25 protein-coding genes are annotated in these 25377 nt (G+C 73.2%); 10 read left to right on the top strand and 15 right to left on the bottom strand.

Translation table 11 applies throughout. The features are described 5' to 3' along the window. Positions 1-2 precede the first annotated feature (2 nt). Positions 3-1448 (bottom strand): glycosyltransferase 87 family protein, encoded by a 1446-nt coding sequence (locus KBX63_RS17000; protein ID WP_210912213.1) that lies wholly within the window; start codon positions 1446-1448, stop codon positions 3-5. Between the two features lie 216 nt (positions 1449-1664). Next, positions 1665-2210 (bottom strand): DoxX family protein, encoded by a 546-nt coding sequence (locus KBX63_RS16995; RefSeq protein ID WP_210912212.1) that lies wholly within the window; start codon positions 2208-2210, stop codon positions 1665-1667. Between the two features lie 134 nt (positions 2211-2344). Between KBX63_RS16995 and KBX63_RS16990 the strand changes: the two genes are divergently transcribed. Further along, on the top strand, positions 2345-2893 hold the full coding sequence (locus KBX63_RS16990; RefSeq protein ID WP_210912211.1) for a GNAT family N-acetyltransferase: 549 nt from the start codon (positions 2345-2347) through the stop codon (positions 2891-2893). Between the two features lie 25 nt (positions 2894-2918). Here the strand turns inward: KBX63_RS16990 and KBX63_RS16985 are convergent, their stop codons facing one another. From KBX63_RS16985 to KBX63_RS36740, 3 genes are all read right to left on the bottom strand, one after another. Then, positions 2919-4160, bottom strand: coding sequence for an ATP-binding protein (locus KBX63_RS16985; protein ID WP_210912210.1), 1242 nt, complete (start codon positions 4158-4160; stop codon positions 2919-2921). Positions 4161-4294: 134 nt separating this feature from the next. After that, positions 4295-4753, bottom strand: a complete 459-nt coding sequence (locus KBX63_RS16980; protein ID WP_374102232.1) for a hypothetical protein — start codon at positions 4751-4753, stop codon at positions 4295-4297. A gap of 360 nt (positions 4754-5113) precedes the next feature. Beyond that, on the bottom strand, positions 5114-5953 hold the full coding sequence (locus KBX63_RS36740) for a flagellar basal body protein FliL (RefSeq protein ID WP_210912209.1): 840 nt from the start codon (positions 5951-5953) through the stop codon (positions 5114-5116). 81 nt (positions 5954-6034) lie between these two features. Here KBX63_RS36740 and KBX63_RS16970 point away from each other — a divergent pair, with 81 nt between their 5' ends. Continuing rightward, the gene (locus tag KBX63_RS16970) at positions 6035-7039 is read left to right on the top strand and encodes an EamA family transporter (protein WP_210912208.1); all 1005 of its coding nucleotides are present in this window, start codon (positions 6035-6037) and stop codon (positions 7037-7039) included. A 10-nt stretch (positions 7040-7049) separates the two neighbouring features. Continuing rightward, positions 7050-7697 (top strand): prepilin peptidase, encoded by a 648-nt coding sequence (locus tag KBX63_RS16965; RefSeq protein WP_210912207.1) that lies wholly within the window; start codon positions 7050-7052, stop codon positions 7695-7697. 322 nt (positions 7698-8019) lie between these two features. Here the strand turns inward: KBX63_RS16965 and KBX63_RS16960 are convergent, their stop codons facing one another. From KBX63_RS16960 to KBX63_RS16940, 5 genes are all read right to left on the bottom strand, one after another. Further along, complete coding sequence (locus tag KBX63_RS16960) at positions 8020-11211, bottom strand: UvrD-helicase domain-containing protein (RefSeq protein ID WP_210912206.1); 3192 nt, start codon at positions 11209-11211, stop codon at positions 8020-8022. A gap of 61 nt (positions 11212-11272) precedes the next feature. Beyond that, positions 11273-12517, bottom strand: coding sequence for a metallophosphoesterase (locus KBX63_RS16955; RefSeq protein ID WP_210912205.1), 1245 nt, complete (start codon positions 12515-12517; stop codon positions 11273-11275). 13 nt (positions 12518-12530) lie between these two features. Continuing rightward, the gene (locus tag KBX63_RS16950) at positions 12531-12785 is read right to left on the bottom strand and encodes a MoaD/ThiS family protein (RefSeq protein ID WP_210912204.1); all 255 of its coding nucleotides are present in this window, start codon (positions 12783-12785) and stop codon (positions 12531-12533) included. A 3-nt stretch (positions 12786-12788) separates the two neighbouring features. Next, the gene (moaA, locus tag KBX63_RS16945; RefSeq protein ID WP_210912203.1) at positions 12789-13802 is read right to left on the bottom strand and encodes a GTP 3',8-cyclase MoaA; all 1014 of its coding nucleotides are present in this window, start codon (positions 13800-13802) and stop codon (positions 12789-12791) included. Then, positions 13799-14713, bottom strand: coding sequence for a fructosamine kinase family protein (locus KBX63_RS16940; protein WP_210912202.1), 915 nt, complete (start codon positions 14711-14713; stop codon positions 13799-13801). The genes moaA and KBX63_RS16940 overlap by 4 nt, the downstream gene beginning before the upstream one ends. Before the next feature lie 194 nt (positions 14714-14907). Here KBX63_RS16940 and KBX63_RS16935 point away from each other — a divergent pair, with 194 nt between their 5' ends. Beyond that, entirely contained in the window at positions 14908-15954 is a 1047-nt protein-coding gene (locus KBX63_RS16935) for a DUF4192 domain-containing protein (protein ID WP_210912201.1), read from the top strand. A 122-nt stretch (positions 15955-16076) separates the two neighbouring features. Next, complete coding sequence (locus tag KBX63_RS16930; RefSeq protein ID WP_210912200.1) at positions 16077-16784, top strand: GAP family protein; 708 nt, start codon at positions 16077-16079, stop codon at positions 16782-16784. Between the two features lie 11 nt (positions 16785-16795). Here the strand turns inward: KBX63_RS16930 and fdhD are convergent, their stop codons facing one another. Beyond that, positions 16796-17662 (bottom strand): formate dehydrogenase accessory sulfurtransferase FdhD, encoded by an 867-nt coding sequence (gene fdhD, locus KBX63_RS16925; RefSeq protein WP_210912199.1) that lies wholly within the window; start codon positions 17660-17662, stop codon positions 16796-16798. A gap of 94 nt (positions 17663-17756) precedes the next feature. On the opposite strand from fdhD, the gene KBX63_RS16920 reads away from it, so the two are divergent. The 3 genes from KBX63_RS16920 to KBX63_RS16910 all read left to right on the top strand — a co-directional run bounded on the left by KBX63_RS16920 (position 17757) and on the right by KBX63_RS16910 (position 19955). Next, entirely contained in the window at positions 17757-18413 is a 657-nt protein-coding gene (locus tag KBX63_RS16920) for a molybdenum cofactor guanylyltransferase (RefSeq protein WP_210912198.1), read from the top strand. Then, complete coding sequence (locus KBX63_RS16915; protein WP_210912197.1) at positions 18410-18676, top strand: DUF6457 domain-containing protein; 267 nt, start codon at positions 18410-18412, stop codon at positions 18674-18676. The genes KBX63_RS16920 and KBX63_RS16915 overlap by 4 nt, the downstream gene beginning before the upstream one ends. A 172-nt stretch (positions 18677-18848) precedes the next feature. Continuing rightward, on the top strand, positions 18849-19955 hold the full coding sequence (locus KBX63_RS16910) for a hypothetical protein (protein ID WP_210912196.1): 1107 nt from the start codon (positions 18849-18851) through the stop codon (positions 19953-19955). A gap of 8 nt (positions 19956-19963) precedes the next feature. Here the strand turns inward: KBX63_RS16910 and KBX63_RS16905 are convergent, their stop codons facing one another. Beyond that, positions 19964-20920, bottom strand: a complete 957-nt coding sequence (locus KBX63_RS16905; protein ID WP_210912195.1) for a zinc-binding dehydrogenase — start codon at positions 20918-20920, stop codon at positions 19964-19966. 266 nt (positions 20921-21186) lie between these two features. Continuing rightward, complete coding sequence (locus KBX63_RS16900; protein ID WP_074315467.1) at positions 21187-21645, bottom strand: Lrp/AsnC family transcriptional regulator; 459 nt, start codon at positions 21643-21645, stop codon at positions 21187-21189. Between the two features lie 59 nt (positions 21646-21704). On the opposite strand from KBX63_RS16900, the gene ddaH reads away from it, so the two are divergent. Next, positions 21705-22538, top strand: a complete 834-nt coding sequence (gene ddaH, locus KBX63_RS16895; RefSeq protein WP_374102231.1) for a dimethylargininase — start codon at positions 21705-21707, stop codon at positions 22536-22538. Positions 22539-22614: 76 nt separating this feature from the next. On the opposite strand, the gene KBX63_RS16890 is transcribed toward ddaH, so the two are convergent. Then, on the bottom strand, positions 22615-23802 hold the full coding sequence (locus tag KBX63_RS16890; RefSeq protein WP_210912194.1) for an ABC transporter substrate-binding protein: 1188 nt from the start codon (positions 23800-23802) through the stop codon (positions 22615-22617). Positions 23803-23882: 80 nt separating this feature from the next. Beyond that, positions 23883-24680: a S9 family peptidase gene (locus KBX63_RS16885; RefSeq protein ID WP_210912193.1), complete on the bottom strand. Its 798-nt coding sequence runs from the start codon at positions 24678-24680 to the stop codon at positions 23883-23885. Positions 24681-24764: 84 nt separating this feature from the next. Between KBX63_RS16885 and KBX63_RS16880 the strand changes: the two genes are divergently transcribed. Continuing rightward, a complete protein-coding gene (locus KBX63_RS16880; RefSeq protein ID WP_210912192.1) occupies positions 24765-25367 on the top strand; it encodes a bacterial proteasome activator family protein in 603 nt (200 codons plus the stop codon). Positions 25368-25377: the final 10 nt, after the last annotated feature.

The raw sequence follows: 25377 nt of genomic DNA, 5'->3' as shown, positions 1-25377 counted from the left end.
GCTCAGCGTCGGCCGTTGACCAGCACGGCCCGCGCGAGTCGATCGCCGTAGAACGCCGGCTCGGCGCCCGGGCGCCAGGGCAGCGCGGCCACCAGCACGATCAGCGCGAGCGCGAGCGAGTTCTCCATCAATGCGCCGAAGAGACCGTCCTGATAGTGCGACATCTCGGGCAGCTGGTGCTCGTACGGCCAGATCGGGGAGATCAGGAAGAGCAGGTAGAGCCCGATCGCGGCGATGCCGTGCCGGAACCCGGTCAGCGTCGGGTACCAGATCGGCGGGCGGAGCCCGTTGACCCCGGTCAGGCCCCCGAAGGCCAGGCTCTGGCCGTTGCGATGCGCCAACCCACGGCTCGCCTCCCGGCGGCGCATCGCCGCGTCGGCCAGCACGATGATCGCCGGGATCACCCACACCAGGTGGTGTGTCCAGGAGATCGGACTGATCACGTTGGCGGTCAGGCCGACCAGCGTGAACGCCGTCAGTTCGTCACCGTCGGCGCGGGAACTTGCCGCCCGGGACAGGCCCAGCGCCAGGATCAGCACCGAGAAGGAGAGCCAGAGCAGACCGGGGGTCTCGATCGAGTCGTACAGCCTGGCCAGCAGGCCGGCGAGCGACTGGTTGGGCGTCATGTCCGCCGCGCCGACCCGCTCGGTCTGCCAGAGCACGCTGCCGAAGTAGGCACGTGACTCGTCGCCGACGATCGCGAAGGTCCCCACCGTCACGCCGATCGTGGTGCCGATCGCGGTGGCCGCCACCCGCCACTGCCGGGTGATCAGCAGGTAGGCGATGAACAGCGCGGGGGTGAGCTTGACCGCGGTGGCCAGGCCGATGCCCGCCCCGGCCCAGGCGCCGCCGTAGACGAAGCGCAGCAGGGGGCCGTCGGTCGCGGCGTAGTGGGTGCCCCGGCGGGAACGCCACCGCAGCCCGATCAGGTCGGCCATGATCAGCGCGAACAGCAGGACGTTGACCTGGCCGTATCCGAGGGTCTCCCGGACCGGCTCGATCGCCACCGCGAGCGGCACCGCCAGGGCCACGGTGAACCACAGCGGCCAGGCCAGCCGGTCCACGATGGGGCGGAGCAGCCCCGCCAGCACCAGAGCCAGCGCGGCGATGCTGGCCAGAGCGTTGACCATTCCGGCGGCCTCGATCGGCAACTGCGCCATCGGCAGCATGACCAGCCCGGCGAACGGCGGGTAGGTGAAGCCGAGAGTTGTGCCGGGCGCAATGAACTCGTAGAGATCGTGACCGCTCGCCCACCACACCACCGCGCCGTGGTAGATCTTCATGTCGAAGAAGTTGTACGGCCGCCCGAACGCACCGATGGCGAGCCATGCGGCGTAGGCGACGGCGGCCACGATGGCACCCCGTACGACTGTCCCGCGATCGATCCCACGCGTCACGCGCTGGATTTGGGCGAGGCGGTCCGCCCGTCCACCGACAATCGTCGGCATGGCGTGGCCACCCCCGTACCAAGATCGTCCTACCCGTCCAGGTCCTGCACGGAGCCTAGAACGGCGCCTCACGTCAGTGCCTCCCGCGTTATGCGACCGTGTCCGATCCCACACATGTTTTTGACATTTCCACCGCGTTAACGCCTACCGGGTGGTTCAGGTAATTCGTGGCCTTAGCGGGGGGGTGGGGGTGAGGCAGGAACGCATCGAGGCAGGTCAGCCCGGAAGTCGACGCGCGGTGGAGGCGGACCGGACGGCGATCCGGGCCTCTCGCCGGGCGGTGCGAACGGCCCGCTGCATGGAACGTCGAGAGTGGCCGATGCGATGACCGGTCCGCCACCGCAGACCCGGCTTGCCCCCGGTGTCGGCCGCGGCGAGCAGCAGGCCGCCGAAGAGGCCCAGGTTCTTCAGGGCGTGCACCTGGTTGTTGTTCCGGGCCACCGGGTCGTCGTTGTTCCAGAAGGGATGCCCGGCGATGGTCACCGGCACCAGCGTGCCGGCGAGGACCAGCGCGGCGGGTCGGCTGAACCGCCCGGTGGCCAGCATCAGCCCGGCGCTGACCTGCACCGCGGCGTTGAGCCGGATCAGCGTCTTGGTGTCGGTGGGGAAGTTCGGATGCGCCTTCTGCAGCATCGGCGTGACCTTGTCGGTCACCGGCTTGGCCGCCACCGCCAGCCGGTCCGGGTTGCGGAAGTTGCGGTACCCGCTGACCACGAAAATGCCGCTCAGCATGGCGCGGGCGAGGGAGCGTACGGGCGTCATGGATCAGTCATACCCCGTCACGGCGTTTGCTACCCCGGCAACCGCCGGATCCGGATCGGTGGCCGTACACATCCGCCACGCCGATTCGAGCGACCATCGCTGATGGAACGTCCGTCACGGGTAACGTCGCGCGGGTGACCACGCTGCGGCTACGACCCGAGGGCCCGGCCGACGCCGGCCCGGTCCGTCGGGTGCTGGCTGGCGCGTTCGCCCGGCCCGACGTGGCGACGCCGCCCGAGGTGAGCCTGGTCGACGAGCTGCGCGGCACCGACGCCTGGTTGCCGGAGCTGGCCATGGTCGCCGAGTACGGCGGGGAGGTGGTCGGGTACGCGCTGCTCACCCGGGTGCGGGTGCGACCGGAGCGGGGCAGCGACGCGCCCGCTCTGGCGTTCGGCCCGGTGGCGGTCGCTCCGCACCGGCAGCGACTGGGGCACGGCACGGCGGTGGTGCAGGCCGCTCTGGACGCCGCCACCGAGCTGGGCGAGCGGCTGGTCGTGGTCCTGGGTGATCCCGCCTTCTACCGCCGGTTCGGCTTCGGCCCGGCCAGCGAGCTGGGTGTGAGCAGCCCGTGGGCCGGCCTCGGTGAGCCGTGGCAGGCGCTGGTGCTGCCGCCGTCCACCAGCGAGGAAGGGCCGCCGCCCTGCGGCGAGGTGCTCTTTCCGGTGCCCTGGTCCCGGGTCTGACCGCGCGGGATCGGCGCGCTGCCCGTCAGGCTGGCTGGGTGCGCAGGTACCGGCCGAAGTGCGGCACGGTGAAGGCCACCGTGCCCCGCTCACCGGAGTAGATCAACCCCTTTTTGATCAACGCGTCCCGCGCCGGGGAGAGGCTGGCCGGCTTGCGACCGAGGGCCCGGGCGATCTCCGCGGTGGGCACCGCGGCGTCCATGTCGTCGCGGACCGGGCCCCCGGACTCGCCCTCCACCAGGGACAGCGTGGCCATCGCCCGCATGTACTCGCGCTCCGCGGGGGTCGCGCGCTCGAACCGGGAGCCGAAGAAGCCGACCGCCAGCTCGGCCTCCGCTTCGGGGGCGGCGACCCGGACGTCGGCGGCGGTGATCGGCGAGCGCGGAGCATGGTCCCAGGTCGCCTTCCCGTACGCCTGGACGAAGTAGGGGTAGCCGCCGGACTTCTCGTAGAGGAGGTCGAGCGCCTTCTGCTCGTACTCCACCTCCTCGCGCTCGGCCGGCGCGCAGAGTGCCTGGTCGGCGGCGATCCGGTCGAGCCGGTCGATGCGCTGGTAGCGGAACAGCCGCTCGGAGTACGACTTCGCGGCGCTGAGCACGGCCGGCAGGTGCGGCAGGCCGGCGCCGACGACGATCAGCGGCGCGCCGAGCTGGGACAGCTCGTGGCAGGCGGCGCAGAGCGCCGACACGTCCTCCGGGCCGAGGTCCTGCATCTCGTCGATGAAGACGGCGATGCCGGTGCCCACGTCGCTGGCCACGGCGGCGGCGTCACTGAGCAGCTCGACCAGGTCGATCTCGATGTCGCCGGAGTCGGCGCGACCGCTGGCCGCGGGCACGTCGATTCCGGGCTGCCACCGGTCGCGCAGCTTCGGGGCGGTCCCGCCCCGGCCGGTCGGGGCGGACCGCTGGGCGAACGCCTTGAGGACCCCGAGGAAGGCGTCGATCCGGTCGGGCGCGCGGTGCCGGGGTGCGAGCTCCCGGACCGCCATGTGCAGCGCGGCGGCGACCGGGCGGCGCAGGGACTGATCCGGCCGTGCCTCGATCTTGCCGGTGCCCCAGAGACGGTTGATCGCCTGCGACCGGAGCGTGTTGAGCAGGACGGTCTTGCCGACGCCGCGCAGCCCGGTGAGCATCAGGCTGCGCTCGGGGCGACCTCGGGCGATGCGCTCCAGCACGATGTCGAAGACGTCCAGCTCCCGCCCTCGCCCGGCGAGTTCGGGCGGGCGCTGACCGGCGCCCGGTGCGTACGGGTTGCGGACCGGATCCACGCATCGCACAGTATCGGGCCCTCTAGCTGAGGGGCTAGACATGGATAGATGGGGCTACCGGCGTGTCGGGTCCGTCGACAATAAACTAGGGCTGTCTAGCGTGGATGCTAGACAGCCCTAGTTTTGGCTACCGGTTACCGCTTCCTCAGGCAGAGCACGTAGTCGAACAGGTCTATCGAGTTGTCGTGCACGTAGTTCGCGGTGGCCTGCGGCGCGAGCGTCTCGCACCGGTCCCCGTCGCTCGTCGCCGGAATCCGCAGCAGCACCTGGTAGGTGTTGGGGCCGCACGGCACCTTGCGCAACTCGGCGTCGTCCTCGGTGCCGTCGTTGACCACGCAGTCGCCCTTGGCGAACTCGTCCTGGCTCGGGCTCGGGCTCGGCGCGGTCGAGGTCGGCGCGTCGCTGGGCACCACGGGAGGAACGGCCGGCGCGCTCACCGACGGCGCCGACGCGGCGTTGCTGTCGGCGTCCACGGCCTTCCAGACCGCCCAACCAGCCAGGCCGAGGCACGGGCAGAGCACGAGCAGCACCACCAGCGTGATGATCAGGGCGACCTTCCGGCCGGTGTTCCGCACCGGCGGGGCGGGCGGCATCCCGTACCCGCCAGGCGCCGCCGGGCCCCATTGGGCGCCAGGCTGCCCCGGCTGCCCCGGCGTCGGACCGGCCGGCGGAAATGGACCGGGCGGCGGTGGGTATCCGGCCCCGGAACTGGGCGGCGGTGGGTAACCGACCCCTGGGGTGGGCGGTGGGTAACCCGGGCCCGAGCTCGGCGGCGGACCCCACAGGGGCGCGGTCGGCGGCTCGCCGTCGGCCGGCGGTGGGCCCCACTGCTGCTGGGTCGGGTCGACCGGTGGCGGGCCGTCGGGGCCGGTCGCCGGGCGCTGGTACGGGTCGTCCGGCTGCCCGGCATCCGATGGTCCGTAGGTTGTCATGTCATCCCCAGGGTGGGTGGCCTAGCGCTGCTTGAGGCAGAGGACGAAGTCGAGGGTGTCCAGCTCGCTGTCGAAGAAGTACCAGTTGGTGTACCCCTCCACCTTGGCGCACTTGGCCTCGGCGTCCCGCTCACCGCTGGTCGGGCCGTCGATCCGGCGCAGCACCTCGTACGACTTCGGGGTGCAGCCGCTGATCAGCAGCTTGGGTTTGTCGCCGGCCGCGCCATCGTTGCGGACGCACTGGCCGGCCTTGACGAACCGCGGGTCGGCCGACGACTCCGGCGCTGCGGCGCTCGGTGCCGGCGCGGCCGGGTCGACCGCGTCCGCGCTGGGCTCTCCCGCGGCGGCCGAGCCGGTCGGCGCGGTCACCGGGGCAGGATCGTCCGACCCGCGCAGGAACCAGAACGCCCCGCCACCGGCCGCCACCAGCAGCAGCAGGACGGCCAGCACCGCGATCAGCGGACCTCGGCCGCGCCCACCCGGAGCCGGCGCGGGATCCCCGCCGTACGGGCCGTCGTCGGGCCGGTACGGATCCCCGCCGCCGTACGCCGGGGCCGCTCCGCTCGGCCGGTACGACCCGGCACCATAGGAGCTCTCCGACTCGCCGTAGCGCGTCTCGGGCCCGCCGCCGTAGGGCGCGGCCAGTCCGCTGCCGTAGGGCGTGTCGCCGTAGGGCCCGGGTCGTCCCTGGGGCGCCGAAGGGTACGACTGAACCACCGGCGGGTAGGGCTCGTGCGAGGGCGGGTAGGGCTGCTGGGCCGGCGGGTAGGGCTGCTGAGGCGGCCGTCCGGGCGTCTCGTCGGGTCGTTGCCCACGCCACGGTCCCGGGACGCCGCCACCCGGTGGTCCGTAGTTCGTCATGCCGCCCTCCTGCACAAGTGGTGAGAGGCCGGCCACCAATGCGCGACGCCGACTCCGTGGTCACCGTAGCGTGGTCCACCGATGAGCTCACCTTCACCGAGTGCCGCAGCCCTGGCCACCCGCGGCGCCGGCACTGCGCCGACCCTGATCTGGACCGCGTTGATCGTGGTCTACCTCCTCTGGGGTTCCACCTATCTGGGCATCCGGATCGCCGTGGAGACGCTGCCCCCGTTGACGTCGGCCGCCCTGCGGTTCGCCGTCGCCGCTGCGGTGCTGGCGGCGGTGCTGCGCCTGCGCCGAGGTCCGGGCGCGCTGCGGGTGGAACGCCGACAGCTCGGCTCCGCCGCGTTGGTCGGAGTCCTCCTGCTCGCCGGCGGTAACGGTCTGGTGGTGCTCGCCGAGTCCGGGCCGCCCGGAGTGGCGGTGCCGTCCGGAATCGCGGCGCTGTTGGTGGCGACCGTGCCGTTGCTCGTGGTGCTGCTGCGCTCCGGCACCGGGGACCGACCCCCGGTCTGGACGTTCGCCGGGGTCACCCTCGGCTTCGCCGGTCTGGTCCTGCTGGTGCTGCCCGCCGGCAGCGCGGACGCGGTGCCGCTGGTCGGGGCGTTGACCGTGGTCACGGCGGCCACCTCCTGGTCGGTCGGATCGTTCCTGTCCGGGCGGATCCGGATGCCCGCCGACCCGTTCGTCGCCACGGTGTACGAGATGGTGGCTGGCGCGCTGGTGCTGGCCGTCGTCGCCGCCGGGCGGGGCGAGCTACGCGACTTCCACCCGGCCGAGGTCAGCACCCGGTCCTGGCTGGCTTTGGGCTACCTCATGGTGGCCGGCTCGCTGGTGGCCTTCACCGCGTACGTCTGGCTGCTGCACAACGCGCCGATCTCGCTGGTGGCGACGTACGCCTACGTCAACCCGGCGGTCGCGGTGGCGCTCGGCGCGTTGCTGGTGGCTGAACCGGTCACCCCGCAGGTGCTGCTCGGCGGAGCGGTCATCGTCGCCGGTGTGGCCCTGGTGGTGAGCACGGAACGCCCTCGCCGGCCGAGCGCGGGATCGCGGTCGGGGACCGCGCGCGAGGGCGACCGGCGGTAACCTCCGGCGCATGTCGGCCGTTGCGCTGGTGCCGGTGGCGTTGCTCGGCGTGCTGGTCGGCCTCGCCGTTCCTCCGTCGGCCGGGCTCTTCACCACCCGCCCGGCGCACCTGCCGTCGCCGTCCCGGCCCTGCCGGCGGGTGTGGCTCAGCCCGGCGGTGACGAGCGTGGTGTTCGTCGGGCTCGCCGTCGCACTGGGTGATGACCCGGCGCTGCCGGTCTTCCTCACGGTGGCGGCGGTGGGGCTGGTGCTGGCCGTGGTCGACCTGGCCTGCCTGCGGCTGCCCGACGCGTTGGTCCTGGCCACGGCACTGCTCGCCCTGGGCGGCCTGTCCGGTGCGGCGCTGCTGGCCGGCGACCCCGGGCGGCTGCTCGGCGTGCTGGCCGGCGCGGCGGTCGCCGGCGGGGCGCACGTGCTGCTGGCCCTGTTGCCCGGCTCCCGGTTGGGCTTCGGGGACGTGAAGCTCGCCAGCGTCCTCGGCCTGCCGCTCGGCTGGCTGGGTTGGGACGCCCTGCTGGCCGGGTTGCTCCTGCCGCACCTGCTGCACGGTGGCGTGGTGCTCGGCCTGCTCGCCGCGCGGCGGGTGCGCCGGGACACCCTGCTGCCACTCGGCCCGGCCCTGCTCGCGGGGGCCTGGCTCGCCGTGCTCCTCGGCTGATCCGGCCCGCCGCTGGCCCGCGGCTGGCCTGCCGCTGGGCCACCGCGGACCGTCGCTGGGCCCCGCCCAGCTGCCAATCTCACTCGGGGTGACGCCACCAGCGGCACTCGCCTTGGATAGCGTTATACCTCAGAGTCATAAATATGACTCTGAGGTATAACGCTCATTGGACCTACCCGCCCTGACCGGCGCCGGGCGGATCGTCGCGGGACGTCGGTCGCCGCGCATCGCTGTCGCTGCGGGCCGTCGCCGCGTCGCCGCCTGGCCCGCCGCTGGTGTGGTCAGTGCGAGTCGCAGGTCGCCGTGACGGGAGCGGGGATCGTCAGATGAGGCGGAGCTGGCGGTCCTTCGGTCGGCGCGGCTCGGTTTCGCCGAACCGCTCGAACAGCCCCGGGTCGATCGCTCCGAGGAATGGCGACGGCGCACAGTCGCGCTCGACGCCGTGGCGGGTACGGCGGGCGGCGTGCGTGACGTACAGCCGGTCCTGGGCCCGGGTCAGGCCGACGAAGAGGAGCCGCCGCTCCTCGGCGACCGCGTCCTCATCGGGTGTCGAGCCCGGCCAGCGCAGCGGCAGCAGCCCGTCCTCGGCACCGACCAGGAAGACCACCGGGAACTCGAGGCCCTTCGCGGCGTGCAGCGTGAGCAGGGTGACGGCCTCCGCCCGCGGATCGAGCGCGTCCACCTCCGCGCCGGTGGCCAGCTGTGACAGGAACGTCTCCAGGTCGTCGCCGCACCGCCGGGCCAGCGGGGTGAGCAGATCCACCGCCGAGCGGACGTCCTCGGGACGGCCCGCGCCGGCACCGTCCAGGGTTGGCACGGCGAAGCGCTCGGCGACCACCTGGCCGGCCAGCCGCACCCGGGCGGCGAGCGAGCCGGCCAACCCGTCCGCGTGCCGCAGCTCGCGCGCGATGGCCGCCACCCCGGGCCGGTCCCGCAGCCGGTCGTGTGAGCGTTTCTGGACCGGGATGTTGGCCCGGGTCAGGGCGTCCACGATCGGTGCGGCCTGCGCGTCGGTGCGGTACAGCACGGCGATGTCGGAGAACGACAGCGAGGTGGACCGGCCGTCGATCCGACCCGAGTCCAGCGACCGGTGGGACAGGCCCCCGACCAGCTCGTCCACGGTACGGACCACGAAGTCGGCTTCCTCGGCGACGGAGGCTGCGGGGTAGCGACCGACCAGCGGTGCCTCCGGATCGAGCCGGGCCGGATCGAGCCGCCGGCCACGGACCAGCGAGGACGGAGCGATGGCCTGTACGGCGGCGGCCAGGATGGGTGCCGAGGAGCGGTAGTTGCGGTTGAGCCGGACCAGCCGGGCGTCGGTGAAGTCCTGGGAGAAGCGCAGGAAGTAGCCGACGTCCGCGCCCCGGAACGAGTAGATCGCCTGGTCCGGGTCGCCGATCGCGCAGAGGTTGCCGTCGGCCGGGCTGAGCAACCGCAGCAGCTCGTACTGCACCGCGTCGACGTCCTGGTACTCGTCGACGAAGATCCACCGCCAGCGGTCCCGGTACCGCCCGACCAGCGCCTGGTCGGCCCGCAGCACCTCCACCGGCAGGCTCACCAGCTCGTCCAGGTCGACCAGATCCTGCTTGCGCAGCAGCGCGGTGTAGCTGGACCGGTCGTTGCCGGCCTCCGACCGGGCCGCCGCCCGCTCGGCGTCGTCGGCGATCCGGAAGTCCACCGGCAGGCCCGCCGCGTCGGCGTTCTCCCGCAGGATGGTCAGCCCCAGCGCGTGGAAGGTGCCCACGGTGACGTCCTCGGCGACCGGCCCGAGCAGGCCGTCGAGGCGGTGCTGCAGCTCCTCGGCGGCCCGGCGGGTGAAGGTGATGGCCAGGCAGTGCTCGGGAAAGACGTTCAGCTCCGCGCAGAGGTATGCGATCCGGTGCGTCAGCGTCCGGGTCTTGCCGGTGCCCGGGCCGGCCACGATCAGCAGCGGGCCGCCGGGCGCGGACGCGGCGACCCGTTGCATCGCGTCCAACCGGTCCAGCAGGCCGGTGCCGACCTCCTCCATGCCCGCGAGCATCGGCTCGAACGGCTCGTGCGGTGACGGCGGCGATGCGATCGGTGGGGCGGGTGGTGGGGCCGTCCTGCGCTTCGGCTCCGCCTTCGCCGCTGCGGGACGCTTGGCCGCCGCCCGAGCTGCCGGCTCCGTGGGTCTACGCTGCGCCGGCACCGGTACGTCGAACAGCGTCTCCTGCGCCGTGCCGGCGCCGGCGCCCAGCTCCGCCGGGTCGAACAGGGTGATCACTCCGTACTCGCCGTCGTAGCCCGGCACGCGGCGCACGTCGCCGCGCCGCAGCCGCCCGACGCCCTCCGCGAGCAGCTCGCCGCCCGCCTGCGCGATGTCGGTCAGCGGCGTCGTGGTCAAGATCTCCAGCTCGGGGCCGAGCGCGGCGAGCAGCTCGTTGAGCCGCCCCTCGACCTTCTTCGACCGGGCGCCCACCCTGTTGATCTCGCCGAGGATCTCGGCCAGCGGCACCAGGTGGGTGACCTCCCGGGCATGCGCCGGCCGGTGCCCCTCCGCGCGGTCAGCCAGCTCCTCGACGCGACTGAGGACGCCCACGGTGAGCGGCTTGCCGCACTCGGGGCAGCGCCCGCCCGCGGCCCGGGTCCGCTCGGGGGACCAGTTGATCCCGCACAGCCGGTGCCCGTCCGCGTGGTACTTGCCCTCCTCCGGGAAGAACTCGATGGTGCCGGCCAGGCCGTCGCCGGTCCGCAGCGCCTCCCGGACGGCGAAGTAGTCCCGCTCGGCGGTCAGCACGGTCGCCTCCCGGCCCAGCGCGGGCGGGGAGTGCGCGTCCGAGTTGGACACCAGTTGGTAGCGGTCCAGGCTGCCGACCCGCCAGTTCATCGCCGGGTCGGAGGAGAGGCCGGTCTCCACGGCGAAGATGTGCTCGGCCAGGTCGGCGTAGCAGTCGGCGATCGCGTCGAAACCGGACTTCGAGCCCAGCGCGGAGAACCACGGCGTCCAGATGTGCGCCGGAACCAGATAGCCGTCCGGGCTCGCCTCCAGGGTGATCTCCAGCAGGTCGCGGGAGTCCAGGCCGAGGATCGGCCGGCCGTCGGAGCCGAGATTGCCGATCCGGCCGAGCGCGGCGTTGAACCGGGCCACCGCGTCCAGGTCAGGCAGGTAGATCAGGTGGTGCACCTTGCGGGTCCGGTCGTCCCGCTTGTAGATGGTGGAGATCTCCACGCTCAGCATGAACCGGACCGGGTCCGCCTCCGCCGTGCTGGCGAGTCGGGGTGGCAGCCGGTGGGCGATGTCCCGCTCCGCCTCCGGGTCGAGCCGGTAGAGCCCCGGCTCGGCCGGGCGCAGCGTCTCCCGTAGGTGGTCGTACCAGGCGGGGTGGGTGAAGTCTCCGGTGCCGAGCAGGGCGATGCCCTTGCGCCGGGCCCACCAGGCGAGGTTCGGCAGGGTGAGATCGCGGCTGCACGCGCGCGAGTACTTCGAGTGGATGTGCAGGTCCGCGACGAATGGCGAGAGGCCACCGGGGGGTACGGCGCTGAACGGGGGCACGCCGCATCCTGTCACGCTCGCCGCGCCGGCCGCCTGCCGCCACGCGCGGACGTGACGTCGGCTATGCCGAGCGCAGCTCGACCAGGGTGATCTGCGGTTCGGCCCCGACCCGCACCGGCGGACCCCAGAAACCGGCGCCGTTGGTCACGTAGACCTTGGTGCCGTCGACCTCGCCGAGCCCACTGACCACCGGCTGTTCGAGTCGGACGGCCAGGTTGAACGGCACTATCTGCCCGCCATGGGTGTGCCCGGACAGTTGCAGGTCGACGCCGTACCGCGCCGCCTCCTTCGCCGCCACCGGCTGATGCGCGAGCAGAACCACCGGTCGGCTCGGGTCGCGGTCACCGAGGGCGGCTGCGAAGTCCGGTCCGGCGGCGAGGCCGATGCCCGTGCCCGAAAGGTCGTTGACGCCGGCCAGGTCGAGCACGCCGCCCCGGGCCTGGATCTCCTGCCGCTGGTTCTGCAGCACCCGCAGGCCGAGCCGGTCCACCTCCTGGACCCACTCCTCGACCCCCGAGTAGTACTCGTGGTTGCCGGTGACGAAGAAGCTGCCGTACCGGGAGCGTAGGTCACGCAGCGGCGCGGCGGCCGACCCCAGCTCGGCGACCGAGCCGTCGACCAGGTCACCGACGACCGCGACCAGGTCCGCGTCGAGGCGGTTGATCGCGGCGACGATGCGCTCGGTGTGCGCCCGGCCGCGCAGCGGGCCGAGGTGGATGTCGGAGACGGTGGCGATGCGCAGGCCGTCCATGCTGCGCGGGAGCTTGCCGAGCGGGATCTGCACCCGGTCCAGCTGCGGCGGGCCGAGCGCGGTGCGTACCCCGTACCCCGTGATGCCGGTGGCGGTGAGGCCGGCGAAGATGGCCGCCCCGCGGGCCAGCAGCAGCCGGCGTGCCGGGTCGTGGTCGGGCGCCCGGACCGCGCTGGCGGCCGGCGGGTCGGTCGGCCCGGCGGCGCCGACCAGCACCGGCTCCGGTGCGGCGGTGGTGGGCTCGGCGGCGATGACCCGGCGGCGCAGCACCAGCCGGGTGACCAGCATCGGCACTTCCAGCACGGCGAGCAGGACCAGCAGGTAGAACATCAGCGCGAGCCAGAGGTAGCCCGGCCAGGCGAGCCAGTAGAGCCCGGCCTGCGTCCCGGTGAGGGTGGTCGGCACGAGCAGCGCCAACACCAGGGCCGCGATCGCGCCGATCCGCCGCCAGCGGCCCGGCGTGGTGGTGTCCCGGACCAGTCGCTTCCACAGGTAGAGGTGGATGAGACCGGTGACCAGCGCCAGGACGGCCACGAACCCCAGAACCGCCAACATCTGTGCGCCTCCCTCAGCCGCCCGCGAACGGGGGCAGGACATCGACCGTGGCCCCGCCTGGCAGGGGTGCCTGACGATCATGACAGGTGACGCCGTCCACGAGGAAACTCGCCACCCGCAGCACGGCGGCCATTCGGTCGCCGTGCCGGTGGGCCAGCTCGACGGCGAGGTCGTCGAGCGATCGGCCGGCGGCGGTGACCTCCTCGGAGCGGCCGGCGGCGGCGCGCGCGCCGGCGAAGTAGCGGATGATGAGTGGCGTCGGGTCCACGGCTCAGCCTCCGATCGCGGACATCGGCCGGGTCGGCTGGAGGAAGGTGGGGTCGTCGATGCCGTGCCCGGCGCGCTTACCCCACATCGCGGTGCGCCAGCGCCGGGCCAGGTCGTCGTCGTCCGCGCCGGCGCGTAGCGCGGCGCGCAGGTCCGACTCCTCGGTGGCGAAGAGGCAGGCACGGACCTGGCCGTCGGCGGTCAGCCGGGTGCGGTCGCAGTCGCCGCAGAAGGGGCGGGTGACGCTGGCGATGACACCGACCCGGGCCGGGCCGCCGTCGACCAACCAGGTCTCCGCCGGCGCCGCGCCGCGTTCGGCCGGGTCGGGGCTGAGGTCGAAGCGGGTAAGCAGGGAGGCGAGGATCTCCTCGGCGGTGACCATCGTGCTGCGGTCCCAGCCGTGCTGGGCGTCCAGTGGCATCTGCTCGATGATCCGCAGCTGGTAGTCGTGGTCGACAGCGAAGCGCAGCAGGGCCGGTGCCTCGTCTTCGTTGACGCCGCGCATCAACACAGAATTGATCTTCACGGGGTTGAGCCCGGCGTCGGCGGCCCCGGCGAGCCCGGCGAGCACCGAGTCCAGCCGGGCGCGGCGGGTGAGCTGGGTGAACCGGTCCGGGTCCAGGGTGTCCAGCGAGACGTTCACCCGGTCGAGGCCGGCCGTGCGCAGGGCCGGGGCGAGCCGGTCCAGGCCGATGCCGTTGGTGGTGAGCGAGATCCGCGGGCGGGGCTCCAGCGCCGCGACCGAGGCGACGATGCCGACCAGCCCGGGTCGGATCAGTGGCTCGCCGCCGGTGAACCGCACCTCGGTCACGCCGAGTCGCTCGACGGCCACCCGGACCAACCGGACGATCTCCGCGTCGGTGAGCAGCTCGGGACCGGCCAGCCAGGGCAGCCCTTCGGCCGGCATGCAGTAGGTGCACCGTAGGTTGCACTTGTCGGTGAGGGACACGCGCAGGTCCCGTGCGACCCGGCCGAACCGGTCGACTAGGACGCCGTCGGTCCGCGGGGCGATGCTCACCTGTCGACCGTAGCGCGCTCGGGCCCGTCCAGGGCGGCACGGGCGTTCTGGACGACCGCATCTCGGTATCCGCCGCCGAACAGCGCGGTGTGCACCAGCAGCAGGTGCAGTTGGTGCAGCGGCACCCGATCGCGCCAGCCGTCGGGGAGCGGCCAGGCCTCCTGATAGGCGGCCAGGACCCGGTCCAGGTATGGAATGCCGCCGAAGAGCGCCAGCTGGGCGAGATCCGTCTCCCGGTGCCCGCCGTGCGCCGCCGGGTCGACCAGCCAGGCCCGGTCGTCGGCGCCCCACAGCACGTTGCCCGGCCACAGGTCGCCGTGGATGCGGGCCGGCGGCTGATCCCCGCCGAACTCGCCGACCCGGCCGATCACCTGCTCGACCAGCGCGGCGTCGTCGCTGCTCAGCGCGCCGCCGTCGACCGAGCGCCGCAGGTAGGGAGCGAGTCGCCGCTGGGCGAACCACGTCGACCAGGGACCGTCGTCGGGGGTGTTGTCCTGCCCGAGCGCCCCGATGAAACCGGGCCAGGTCGCACCGAAGGCCGGTGCGCCGGCCCGGTGGAGGTCGGCCAACTCCCGGCCGAAGCGCTCGGCCGCCGCCGGCGTCGGCTCGCCGGGCTCCACCCAGTCGAGCGCCAGCAGGTCGGGCAACGCCACGATCACGTCGGGTACGGCGACCGCGCCGGCCTCCCGCAGCCAGCGCAACCCGGCCGCCTCGGCGGCGAAGAAGCCCTCCGGCACCGGCCGGCCGGCCCGCTCGGGCCACGACTTGGCGAAGACCGAGTGGCCGTCGTCCAGGGTGAGTCGGGCGGCGGCGCAGATGTCGCCACCGGCGACCGGCGTCTCCCTGATCCGCTGGTGGGTCAGGAACGTCGGCAGGTGTGCCGGGTGCGTGCGCAGATACGCCAGGTCCATCAGCGCACGGTAACCGCTCCCCACGACACAACGGCACCGCCCGAACACATCGGGTCGGCCACCGGTGCCACCGGTTCCTTTCCAGCACCTCGGGATGTGCCTTGACCAGGGACAACACGGGGAGTGACTGTGGATGAGCCGCGTGTCGTCCACAGGGGCGGCGAAGCCGGGCGAGCCCGTCGCAAGCTCGCGGCATGACCTCGACCGAACGCCCCCGGCTCGCCGTCCGCTCACCCGCCGACCTGCTCGCCGCCGTGCCGTACCTGCTCGGCTTCCACCCAGCCGACAGTGTGGTCGCGGTGGCGCTGCGCGGTCGGCGGATCATCTTCGCCGCCCGCGCCGACCTGCCCGACCCGTCAGCCGATCTGGTCGAGCGCGCCCGGCACCTGGCCGGGGTGATCCATCGCCAGGGCGCGGAGGCCGCGACCGTGGTCGGCTACGGGCCGCCCGACCGGGTGACGCCGAGCGTGGACGCGGTGCGCGCCGCCCTGGCCGGGGCCGGGTTGGAGGTGCTGGACGCGCTGCGGGTGACCGACGGTCGGTGGTGGTCCTATCTCTGCGCCGAGCCCGACTGCTGCCCGCCCGAAGGCCGGCGATATGACCCGGCGGCCAACCAGGTGACCGCCTCGGCGGTCTTCGCCGGCCAGGTCGCGCTCCCCGACCGGGCCGCCCTCGTGGCGCAGGTGTCACCGGTGGACGGCCCGGCGCGGGACGCGCTGCGCGCGGCCACCGTCCGGGCCGAGCGGCGACTGACCGAGCTGGTCGAGCGGGCACCCGCGAGCGACCTGCTCGGCGGCCGGGCTCTGCGCTCCGCCGGGGTGGCGGCGGTCCGTGAGGCGCAACGCCGGCAACGGCGCGGCGAACGGCTCGACGACGACGAGGTGGCCTGGCTGAGCCTCCTGCTGACGCACCTGCCGATCCGCGACCACGCCTGGGAACGCACCGACGGTCGGGACCGCGACATCGCCCTCTGGACCGACATGCTGCGCCGGGCCGAGTCGGAGCTGGCGGCCGCACCGGGTGCGCTGCTGGCGTTCGCGGCCTGGCGGGCGGGGCAGGGGGCGCTGGCGGCGGTCGCGCTGGAGCGCACGCTGAGCCTGCACCCCGACTACTCGCTCGCTCGGCTCCTGGACGACCTGCTCCGGCGGGGCGTGCCTCCGTCCGAGCTGGACGGCTGGCCGTCGATCGGTCTGCCCGGCGTGGTCCGCCGCCGCGGGAGGAGCCGACGTGGCCGCCGCTGACCGTCGATCGGGATGTTCGGTGTGGTCCGAACGATGTACCCGTTTCTCCTGTCTGCGGCCGACTCGGCAAAGCAGGCGCCACCGGACAATCATCAGGTGCTCCTACCCAACGAATGCCCCACATGAGCGTCGGACTGCTGTTGTCGCTCGCGGGCCTGGCCCTGGTCGACAGCACCAGCATCGGCACCCTCTTCATCCCGGTCTGGTTGCTGCTCGCGCCCGGGACGGTCAACGCCCGGCGGATCCTCGTCTACCTCGGCACGATCGCCGTCTTCTACTTCGCCGTGGGGCTGTTGCTCGCCGTGGGTGGCAGCCGGCTGGCCGACGTACTCGGCGGGGCGATTGACAACCGGCCGGTGCTCTGGGCGCAGCTCGTCCTGGGGGTCGGGCTGTTCGCGCTCAGCTTCCGGTACGACGGCAAACGACGCCCGCGCGGCGGCGGTGTGCTGCGCTGGCGGGACCGGGTCACCGCCGGCGACTCCTCGGCGCGATGGCTGGTGGGGTTGGCGCTACTCGCCGCGCTCGCGGAGGTGGCGACGATGCTGCCGTACCTCGGCGCGGTCGGCCTGCTGACCACCTCCGGGCTCGGCGCGGCGGAGATCGTGGGGCTGCTCGCCGGCTATTGCCTGGTCATGGTGCTGCCGGCGGTGCTGCTGCTGGGGGCTCGGATGGCGTGGCCGAGTCTGGTCGAGCCGGTGCTGGTCCGGCTCAACGCCTGGATCGTGCGGCACTCCGGCGGCATGCTCGGCTGGATCCTCGGCATCGCCGGGTTCCTGATCGCCCGTGACGCTGCCGTGCGGCTGGACCTGTTCGAGCTGTTCAGCCGCTGAGGAGAGGGGTTTCAGGCCGGCTGCTCGACCATGACCCGGTGCGGGCCGGCGTAGACGTTCATGGTCCGTCCGCGCAGGAAGCCGACCAGCGTCATCCCCGCCTCGTCGGCCAGCTCGGCGGCGAGGGTGCTGGGCGCGGAGACCGCGGCCAGCAGTGGCACCCCGGCCATCCACGCCTTCTGGGTCAGCTCGAAGCTGGCGCGGCCGGAGACCAGCAGCAGGTGCCCGGCCAGCGGCAGCCGCCGTTGCCGCACCGCCCAGCCGATCACCTTGTCCACGGCGTTGTGTCGGCCCACGTCCTCGCGGAGCACCACCAGCTCGCCGGCGGGCGTGAAGAGTCCCGCCGCGTGGAGCCCACCGGTCCGGTCGAAGCCGCGCTGGCCGGCGCGCAGCCGGTCGGGCAGCTCGGCGAGCAGGGCGGCCGGCACGGTGAGCGGGTCCGCCGCCACCGGAAACAGCGAACGGGTGCGGACCGCGTCGATGCTGGCCTTGCCGCAGACCCCGCAGGAGCTGGTCGTGTAGAAGTTCCGGGACGGGTCGGTGGTCGGTTCCGGCACCCCGGGGGCGAGCACCACGTCCACCACGTTGTACGTGTTCGGCGTCTCCGCGCCGGCGCAGAGCTGCGCGGTCTGCACGTCGTCGGTCGACCGGATCAGCCCCTCGGTCAGCAGGAAACCGATGGCCAGGTCCAGGTCGTCCCCGGGGGTGCGCATGGTGACCGCGAGCGGCCGCCGCCGGCCGGGACCGGCCGGGCCCACCCGGATCTCCAGCGGCTCCTCCACCGCCAGGTTGTCCGGCCGGCGGACGGGCCCGCGCCCGTCGGCCGCCGCGTCCAGGTCGATCCGGAGTACGCCCCGTCGGTCAGTCGCCCGTCCCATCCCGCCATCCTGCACCCCGCGTCGGTACGCCCGCACGGCCACCGGGCATTGGCGCCGGCCGTCGAACGGCTGGCGGCACGGCTACCGTGGCCGGATGGGGACGTACGCCGCGGTGGTGCTCGCCGGTGGGGCCGCCCGACGGATGGGCGGGGTGGACAAGCCCGCGCTCCCGGTGGGCGGCCGGTCGATGCGCGACCGGGTGCTGGCGGCTGTCGACGATGCCGCGCCGCGGGTGCTGGTCGGTCCGGCCGGCGCGGTTCCGCCCGGCGTACGGGTGACCCGGGAGGATCCGCCCGGCGGGGGACCGGTCGCCGCAGCGGCGGCCGGGCTGGCGCTGCTCGACCCGGCAACGGACCTGGTCGCGCTGCTCGCCGCCGACCTGCCGCTGCTCAGCCGCGCCGCGATCGGCGAGCTGCTGACCCACCTGGCCCCGCCCTGCCACACCGGGCCGGCCGTCCCGGCGAGCGGTTCCAGCCGCGTCGGGCCGGAGCGGCTATCCGATGGGGCGTGCTTCGTCGACGCGGATGGGCGGCGGCAGTCGCTCTGCGGGGTGTGGCGGGTTGACGCGCTGCGTGCCGGGCTGGACCGGCTGGCGGCCGAGCGGGGCGGTAGCCTCGCCGGGGCTCCGGTCCGGGCGCTGCTGGCCGGCCTCGTCGTGCGCGAGGTGCCCTGGTCCGGTGACGGCCCGCCGCCCTGGTTCGACTGCGACACTGACGAGGACGTACGCCGGGCGGAGGAGTGGGCGCGATGACGGTGATGGACGACTGGGTGACGACGGCCTGTGCCGAGCTGGGCCTGGGCCCGGCCCAGGTGCCCGTGCCGGTGGTGCTGGACCTGGCCCGCGACGTCGCCCACCAGGTGCTGCGACCGGGCGCGCCGGTCACCGCGTACCTGTTGGGGCTGGCGGTGGGCCGGGGCGCCGACCCGGCGGACGCCGCCGCCCGGCTCAGCGCCCTCGCGGCCACCTGGCCGGTCGAGCTGGGCGGCGATCCCGCCGAACCGTCGGCGGTCTGACCGCCGGGCGACCGTCGGGGCGGGGGGTGTGGAGCGCCCGGACCGGGCAGCCTCCGCACCGATGAGAACCGCCGCGGATCCGTGCCGGCCGGTGCGGTTGTCCGATCCCGGTCCGGGCTGATTCGACGTCCGGACGGCGTGGGTAGGGTGATCGTGACGGACGGAGGCGATCATGACGGCTGACCACCCCTCGGCGCCGAACAATGAGCTGCCCGGCGGTACGGCCGAGCCGGCGGAGTCGATCCTGCTCGACGAGCCGAGCACCACGGATCTGCGGGCCAAGGTGACGGAGGCGTGGCGGGAGTTCGCCCGCGCGCTCGCCGTCCGGCTGCGGGAGCTGCCCGCCGGCGCGCACCTCGAGCTGACCCTGGACCCCACCGCCTCCGGCACCGGGGACGCCGTCTACTCGATCAGCGTCGACGTGGCCGGCGACGGCGGGCTCTCCGCCCGGGCGGTCGGCAACGCCGCCCTGCCGGCGGGCTACCGGCTGGATCGCGCCGCGGTGGCGGACATGGTCGCGCTCGGTTGGTCCCCGCCCGGGGTGGTGGCCGGCTCCGGCGGCTCCTTCGGGTTGGACGGCACGACAGCGGAGGCGACCCGGATCGCGGCGCTGCTCTCCCGGACGCTGCGTGACGTCTACGGTGCCCCGCACCCGGCGTTCCTCGTCTACCTGGTGCAGGACGCCGAGGGCGAGCCGCTGACCGTGGAGGCGCTGGGCACCGCGCGTAGCGAGTTCGGTCCGGACGCCGACGTCGAGGCCGACCTGGAGGAGGCACTGGCCGAGGCGGCCGCCGCGCAGGTCGAGCGGGACGACGTGCTCGACCTGGCGGATCGGGTCCGCACCGTGGTCTCCACCATGTTGAAGTCCGACACCGACCGGTTGCAGATCGACTCGGACGGCGACATCACCATCCGCGCCGGTTCGGCGATGGTCTTCGTCCGGGTGCGGGACAACCCGCCCCTGGTGGACGTCTTCTCCCCGGTGCTCACCGAGGTGGAGCCGACCGAGCGGCTCTACGTCAAGCTCTCCGAGCTGACCAACCGGATGCCGATCGGCCGGCTCTACTGCGCCGACGACACCGTCTGGGCGTCCATTCCGGTCTTCGGCCGCAACTTCCAGGCCACCCACCTGATGTTGGCGGTGCAGGTGATGACCGGGCTCGCCGACGAGCTGGACGACCGGTTGCACGGCGAGTTCGGCGGGAAGCGGTTCTTCGGCGAGGGCGACAAGCCGGTCCGGCGCGACGAGTCCGAGCACCGCACCGGCATGTACCTCTGAGCACGGCTTCAGGAGACGACCAGCAGGGTCTTGCCGACTGTCGAGCGGGCCTCGATGGCGGCGTGCGCGTCGGCGGCGCGCTCCAGCGGGAAACGCTGCCCGATCAGGGGCCGCAGCCGGCCGGCCGCCGCCTCCGCCAGCGCCCGACCGGTGTACGCCCGCAGCCGCGCGGGCGGCACGTCCGGCCGGACCAGCGTGACCTGCCGTGTGATGGCGGCCTCCGCCGGCACCGGTGACCACTCGCCGCTGGCCAACCCGAAGCTGACCATGCGGCCACCCGGGGCCAGCAGGCCGAACGCCGTCTGGGCGACCGACCCGCCGACACCGTCGAACACCACGTCGATCCCGCCCACCGCGTCCCGGACCCGGTTCTCCCAGCCCGGCCCGCGGTAGTCGACCGCCAGATCGACACCCAGTCCGGGCAGCAGGTCCACCTTGCGTGGCCCACCGGCCAAGCCGATCACCCGCGCACCGGCCTGGGCCGCGAGCTGCACGAGCAGGCTGCCCACCCCGCCCGCCGCGGCCTCCACCAGTACCCGGTCGCCAGGGCGGACGCCGACCGCCTCGATCAGCATCGTGGCGGTACGTCCGTCGGCCAGCAGCGCGACCGCCGCGTCCAGCGCCAGCCCGGCCGGGACCTCGATCGGCGCGGACGCGTCCACCGCCGCGCGTTCGGCGTATCCGCCGGAGCCGCCCGTGGCGCTGACCACCCGTCGCCCGGTCAGTCCGGGGTCGACGTCCGGCCCGACGGCGGCGATCACCCCGCCGACACCGTTGCCGGGGATGAGCGGTGGGGTGACCCGGAACGGCCCGGGGCGACCGGCGCGCTGCTGCGTCTCGACGAAGGTGATGTTCGCGTACGCGATGTCGATCAGCACCTGGCCGGGGCCGGGCGCCGGGTCGGGTGCCGGGCCGGGCACGAGCACCTCGGGCCCGCCGAATTCACGTAACCAGACCGCTCGCATGGGATCCCCTCGGCCGCGGTGGGCGTGGTGCCCACGCTGTGCCGTCAGTTCATCTGCTCAACCGGGGTTGAGGTCAAGGGCGGGTGGGGCCCGGAAACCCCGAGAACCAGGCCCCACCCGCCGGGGAGGGAGGGTCATGCTGCGGTGGCCGGCCGTCGGGCAGGGGCCACTGCGGTTGGACGCGGCCCCGGTCGCTCCCGTTCCCGTCGGTCGTCCCGTTCCGAATTTCCGACCCGGGCCACCGTTGGCGGCCGAGGCGGATCCGGTCAGCGGGTGGAGGGACCGACGCCGGGGGACTCGACCAGCCGGGAGAGCACGATGGTGCTGCGGGTGGACGTCACGAAGGACTCGGCGCGTAGCCGCTCCAGCGCCGCCTCCAGGTGGGCGATGTCCGCGGCGCGCAGGTGCACCAGTGCGTCCGCCTCGCCGGAGACGGTGTACGCGCCGACCACCTCCGGGTGCCGGCGGGCCGCCACGCCGATCTGTGCCGGGGTGGTCCGGCCGGCACAGAACAGCTCGACGAACGCCTCGGTGGTCCAGCCGACGGCCGCCGGATCAACCACCGCCGTGAATCCCCTGATCACGCCGGTGGCGCGCAACCTGTCGACCCGGCGCTTGACCGCCGGGGCGGAGAGTGACACCCGGGTGCCGATGTCGGCGTACGACGCGCGGGCGTCGGCGACGAGCAACGCAATGATCCGCTGGTCTACCGCGTCTATCTGCAACGTTCCGCCTCTGGGAAGCAATGGTTGTGGCTGTTACCAAAGTTCAACGGTACCTACTCTTGGTGACCGTGAACCAGCAGCGAGTCCCGCGAAAGCGGACATATCTCATGTGCTCGCCCGAGCACTTCGCGGTGGAGTACGCGATCAATCCGTGGATGGACGTGACCACCCCGGTCGACCGGGAACTGGCCGTCAAGCAGTGGGACCGGCTGCGCGAGACGCTGGTCGGCCTCGGCCACGAGGTGCACCTGCTCACCCCCGAGCGTGGCCTGCCCGACATGGTGTACGCCGCCAACGGGGCCTTCATGGTCGACGGCAGTGTCTACGGCGCGCGGTTCAAGCACGAGCAGCGAGCCGCCGAGGCCGCTCTGCACCATGCCTTCCACGAGTCGCAGGGCTGGCGGTTCATCGCCCCGAGCGAGATCAATGAGGGCGAGGGTGACTTCGCGTACGTGCCGGAGGCGCACGGCGGGCTCATCCTGGCCGGGCACGGCTTCCGCACCGAGATCCCGGCGCACGCCGAGGCGCAGGAGGCGCTGGGCCGGCCGGTGGTGTCGCTGCGCCTGATCGACCCGCGCTTCTACCACCTGGACGTGGCGCTCGCCTCCATCGACGACTCGAACATCGTCTACTTCCCCGGCGCGTTCTCCGCGGCCAGCCAGCGGGTGCTCACCCAGCTCTTCCCGGACGCGGTGATCGCCGACGACGAGGACGCGATGGCCTTCGGGCTCAACCTGGTCAGCGACGGCGCGAACGTGGTGCTCAACAGCGAGGCCACCCGGCTGGCAGGCAAGCTCAAGGCCGTCGGCTACACCCCGGTCCCGGTCGAGCTGGCCGAGCTGAAGAAGGGCGGCGGCAGCGTGAAGTGCTGCATCGCCGAACTCCGGCACTGACCGGAACACCGCCCCGTACGGCAGGGGCCGGCCTCCCTTCCGGGAGACCGGCCCCTGACCTTGCTCCTGGTGGCGCTCAGCCCAGCGTGGCCAGCTCGTTGATCAGCACGTTCGACATGACCTGACCGTCGCGCTGCACCTCGCGCAGGTACCACTTCTGCTGCGGGGTGCGCGGCTGGTTGAACTGCCAGATGCCGCGCGGGCTGTCGATCTGGCCGATCTTGCCCAGCGCCAGGTTGACCTGCTGGGGGGTGGGTGACCCACCGGTCAGCTGGATCGCCTGGTCGAGCACCTGCGCCGCGTCGTACGACGCCATGGCGTAGGTGGTCGGGGTGACCTGGTACTTCTTGCGGTAGGCCGAGGCGAAGACCCGGTTGGACGTGTTGTTCAGGTCGGCCGAGTAGTTCAGCGCGGTCTGGATGCCGAGCGCGTCCCTGTCCATGCTCTCCAGCACGGTGCCCTCGGTGAGGAAGCCGGGTGCGTAAACCGGCCCGGAGAACTGGTCACGCAGCTGCTTGATGAACTCCACCGCCGCCGCGCCGGCGTAGAAGCAGACGACCGCGGTCGGCTTCTTGGTCAGCGCCTTGCGGATGTCCGCGACGTACGTGTTCTTCCCCGGGTTGGGGGTGGGGTTGGTGTTGGTCACCGGGTCGGCGATCCGCGGGTCGCTGGCGCCGAACTCCTGCCGGAAGCCGCGCACCACGTCCGGGCTGCCGACGTTCTCCGGCATGATCATCGCGATGCGGCCGTTCGACGGCAGCTGGTCGCGCAGGTAGCGACCCAGCGCCCGGCCGGCCTCGTCCAGCACGTAGGACGTCCGCCAGATGTAGAAGACGCTCTGCAGGCTGCTCGGCGAGGCGTTGGAGCCGATCAGCGGGACCCGGGCCTGCTCCACGGTGTCCCGGATGCCGACCATCACCGCCGAGTTGACCACCCCGGTGAGCGCCAGCGCGCCCTGCTTGAGCAGGTCTTCGACGGCGGCCTTGCCGGTCTTGGCGGTGTCACCCTCGTCGGCAGTCAGCAGCTCCACCGGGTGCCCGCCCAGCCGCTGGTCGTGCAGGTCGAGGAAGAGCTGGAAGCCGTTGGTGATGTCGTCACCGATGCTCTTGAAGCCGCCGGCCTGCGGCGTGATCAGACCGATCTTGATTGGGCCCCGGTCGGCGGTCGACTGGTCGTCGGTGTCGGAGCCGCACGCGGCGGCGAATCCGGTCGTACCGAGCGCGGCCAACAGTTGGAGCGCCCGCCTGCGATTCATCTGCGACACCGAGTTCCTTCCCAGGAGCGTTGCAGGGCAGAACATCGCCCCTCCGGCGTTCTACCTGCTCCGCGACGCTGCGTCAATGGCTAGTGATCATCGTGCAGGGACCGCAACATAACGAGGACCCGGGGCCAGGCCGGGGACTCCGGGTCGATCAGCCCGAAATGCTCGCATCCGGGCAGCTCAACAAGGGAGATATCGGATCCTGCGGCACGCGCCGCCGAGACGAAGGCCCGGCTCATCGTCACCGGCACCTGCTGGTCGGCCGAGCCGTGTATCACTACTGTCCGTGTCCGTATCGGCACCAATGACCGTGGATCGATCGCCGCGTACCGGTCCGGGACCTGCGCCGGACCGCCGCCGAGCAGCGCCGCCACCGCGCCCGAGTCCAGATTCTGCCGGTACGCCTCGGCCAGGTCGGCCACCGGGGCCAGGGCGAGCACGCCGCCCACCGTCGCGGGCGCGGTGGCCGCCGCGTACAGCGCCAGGTGGCCACCGGCGGAGTGACCGATGAGGATCGGGGCGGCGCGCGTCACCCGGCCGGGCAGCGCCTCGGCGGCCAGCCCGGGCAGCTCGGCGACCCCGGTCAGCACGTCGGTCATGGTGCCCGGCCACCCGCCGCCCGGCTGCCCGGTGCGCCGGTACTCCAACTGCGCGACCGGGTGGCCGGCGGCGGCGAGAGCCGCCGCCAGCGGCCCGGTGTGGCGCCGGTCGTACTCGGCCCGCCAGAAGCCGCCGTGCACCACGACGACCAACGGTCGTGCCGGGCCGGCCCCGGCCGGCTGCCGCAGGTCGGCCACCTGGTCGGGGTGGTCGCCGTATGCCACGGTCCGGTCGGGCTCCGGAGCGGGCCGGGTGAGCACGGCGCGCGGGTCGGCAGGCATGGCGCGACGGTAGCGCGCCCCGCCCGGGTGGTTCGGGCCCGGGAGTCGGTCCCGGGCGGCATGGGTTGCGCCCGCTGGGTAAAGATGGACCCCATGACCGAAGCGCACTCCGCTGCACAGAACGACGAGCCCGAAGGCGACGACTCCGGCCACTCCGGCACCGTGGTGGTGGTCGGCCCGGACGGCCGGCCGATCGGCACGGTGCAGACCGAGGAGGGGCAGGGCGAGGACCCGACCCGCCTGGTCGAGCAGCCGGCCAAGGTGATGCGGATCGGCAGCATGATCAAGCAGTTGCTGGAGGAGGTCAAGGCCGCTCCACTGGACGACGCCAGCCGCAACCGGATGCGCGAGATCCACGAGCGGTCCATCGTCGAGCTCAAGGACGGCCTCGCGCCCGAGCTGCGCGACGAGTTGGAGCGGATCTCGCTGCCCTTCACGGAGGACAAGGCCCCGAGCGAGAGCGAGCTGCGGATCGCGCACGCCCAGCTCGTCGGCTGGCTGGAGGGTCTGTTCCACGGCATCCAGGCGGCCCTGGTCGCCCAGCAGATGGCTGCCCGGGTCCAGCTGGAGCAGATGCGATCCGGCCGGCAGGCGCTGCCCAGCGGTCCCGGGGGGATCGTGCCCGGGATGCCGGGCATCGGCCAGCCGACCGGTGGCGAGGGGCACAACACCGGTCAGTACCTCTGACCCGGCCGGC

Origin of the sequence: Micromonospora sp. U21 (assembly GCF_018070045.1) — a bacterium.
Lineage (GTDB): Bacteria > Actinomycetota > Actinomycetes > Mycobacteriales > Micromonosporaceae > Micromonospora.
This window is presented reverse-complemented; position numbering and strand designations above follow the sequence as displayed.

What these genes read in the sequence shown, in the direction of transcription:
- KBX63_RS16955 (WP_210912205.1), bottom strand. Translation starts at nt 12,517, where the DNA reads ATGTTGGCGGTTCTGGGGTTCGTGGCCGTCCTGGCGCTGGTCACCGGT.
- KBX63_RS16940 (WP_210912202.1), bottom strand. Translation starts at nt 14,713, where the DNA reads ATGGACCTGGCGTATCTGCGCACGCACCCGGCACACCTGCCGACGTTC.
- KBX63_RS16880 (WP_210912192.1), top strand. Translation starts at nt 24,765, where the DNA reads ATGGACCCCATGACCGAAGCGCACTCCGCTGCACAGAACGACGAGCCC.
- KBX63_RS16885 (WP_210912193.1), bottom strand. Translation starts at nt 24,680, where the DNA reads ATGCCTGCCGACCCGCGCGCCGTGCTCACCCGGCCCGCTCCGGAGCCC.
- KBX63_RS16905 (WP_210912195.1), bottom strand. Translation starts at nt 20,920, where the DNA reads ATGCGAGCGGTCTGGTTACGTGAATTCGGCGGGCCCGAGGTGCTCGTG.
- KBX63_RS16910 (WP_210912196.1), top strand. Translation starts at nt 18,849, where the DNA reads ATGACGGCTGACCACCCCTCGGCGCCGAACAATGAGCTGCCCGGCGGT.
- KBX63_RS16935 (WP_210912201.1), top strand. Translation starts at nt 14,908, where the DNA reads ATGACCTCGACCGAACGCCCCCGGCTCGCCGTCCGCTCACCCGCCGAC.
- KBX63_RS16970 (WP_210912208.1), top strand. Translation starts at nt 6,035, where the DNA reads ATGAGCTCACCTTCACCGAGTGCCGCAGCCCTGGCCACCCGCGGCGCC.
- KBX63_RS36740 (WP_210912209.1), bottom strand. Translation starts at nt 5,953, where the DNA reads ATGACGAACTACGGACCACCGGGTGGCGGCGTCCCGGGACCGTGGCGT.
- KBX63_RS16965 (WP_210912207.1), top strand. Translation starts at nt 7,050, where the DNA reads ATGTCGGCCGTTGCGCTGGTGCCGGTGGCGTTGCTCGGCGTGCTGGTC.
- KBX63_RS17000 (WP_210912213.1), bottom strand. Translation starts at nt 1,448, where the DNA reads ATGCCGACGATTGTCGGTGGACGGGCGGACCGCCTCGCCCAAATCCAG.
- KBX63_RS16995 (WP_210912212.1), bottom strand. Translation starts at nt 2,210, where the DNA reads ATGACGCCCGTACGCTCCCTCGCCCGCGCCATGCTGAGCGGCATTTTC.
- KBX63_RS16930 (WP_210912200.1), top strand. Translation starts at nt 16,077, where the DNA reads ATGAGCGTCGGACTGCTGTTGTCGCTCGCGGGCCTGGCCCTGGTCGAC.
- fdhD (WP_210912199.1), bottom strand. Translation starts at nt 17,662, where the DNA reads ATGGGACGGGCGACTGACCGACGGGGCGTACTCCGGATCGACCTGGAC.
- KBX63_RS16980 (WP_374102232.1), bottom strand. Translation starts at nt 4,753, where the DNA reads ATGCCGCCCGCCCCGCCGGTGCGGAACACCGGCCGGAAGGTCGCCCTG.
- KBX63_RS16920 (WP_210912198.1), top strand. Translation starts at nt 17,757, where the DNA reads ATGGGGACGTACGCCGCGGTGGTGCTCGCCGGTGGGGCCGCCCGACGG.
- KBX63_RS16915 (WP_210912197.1), top strand. Translation starts at nt 18,410, where the DNA reads ATGACGGTGATGGACGACTGGGTGACGACGGCCTGTGCCGAGCTGGGC.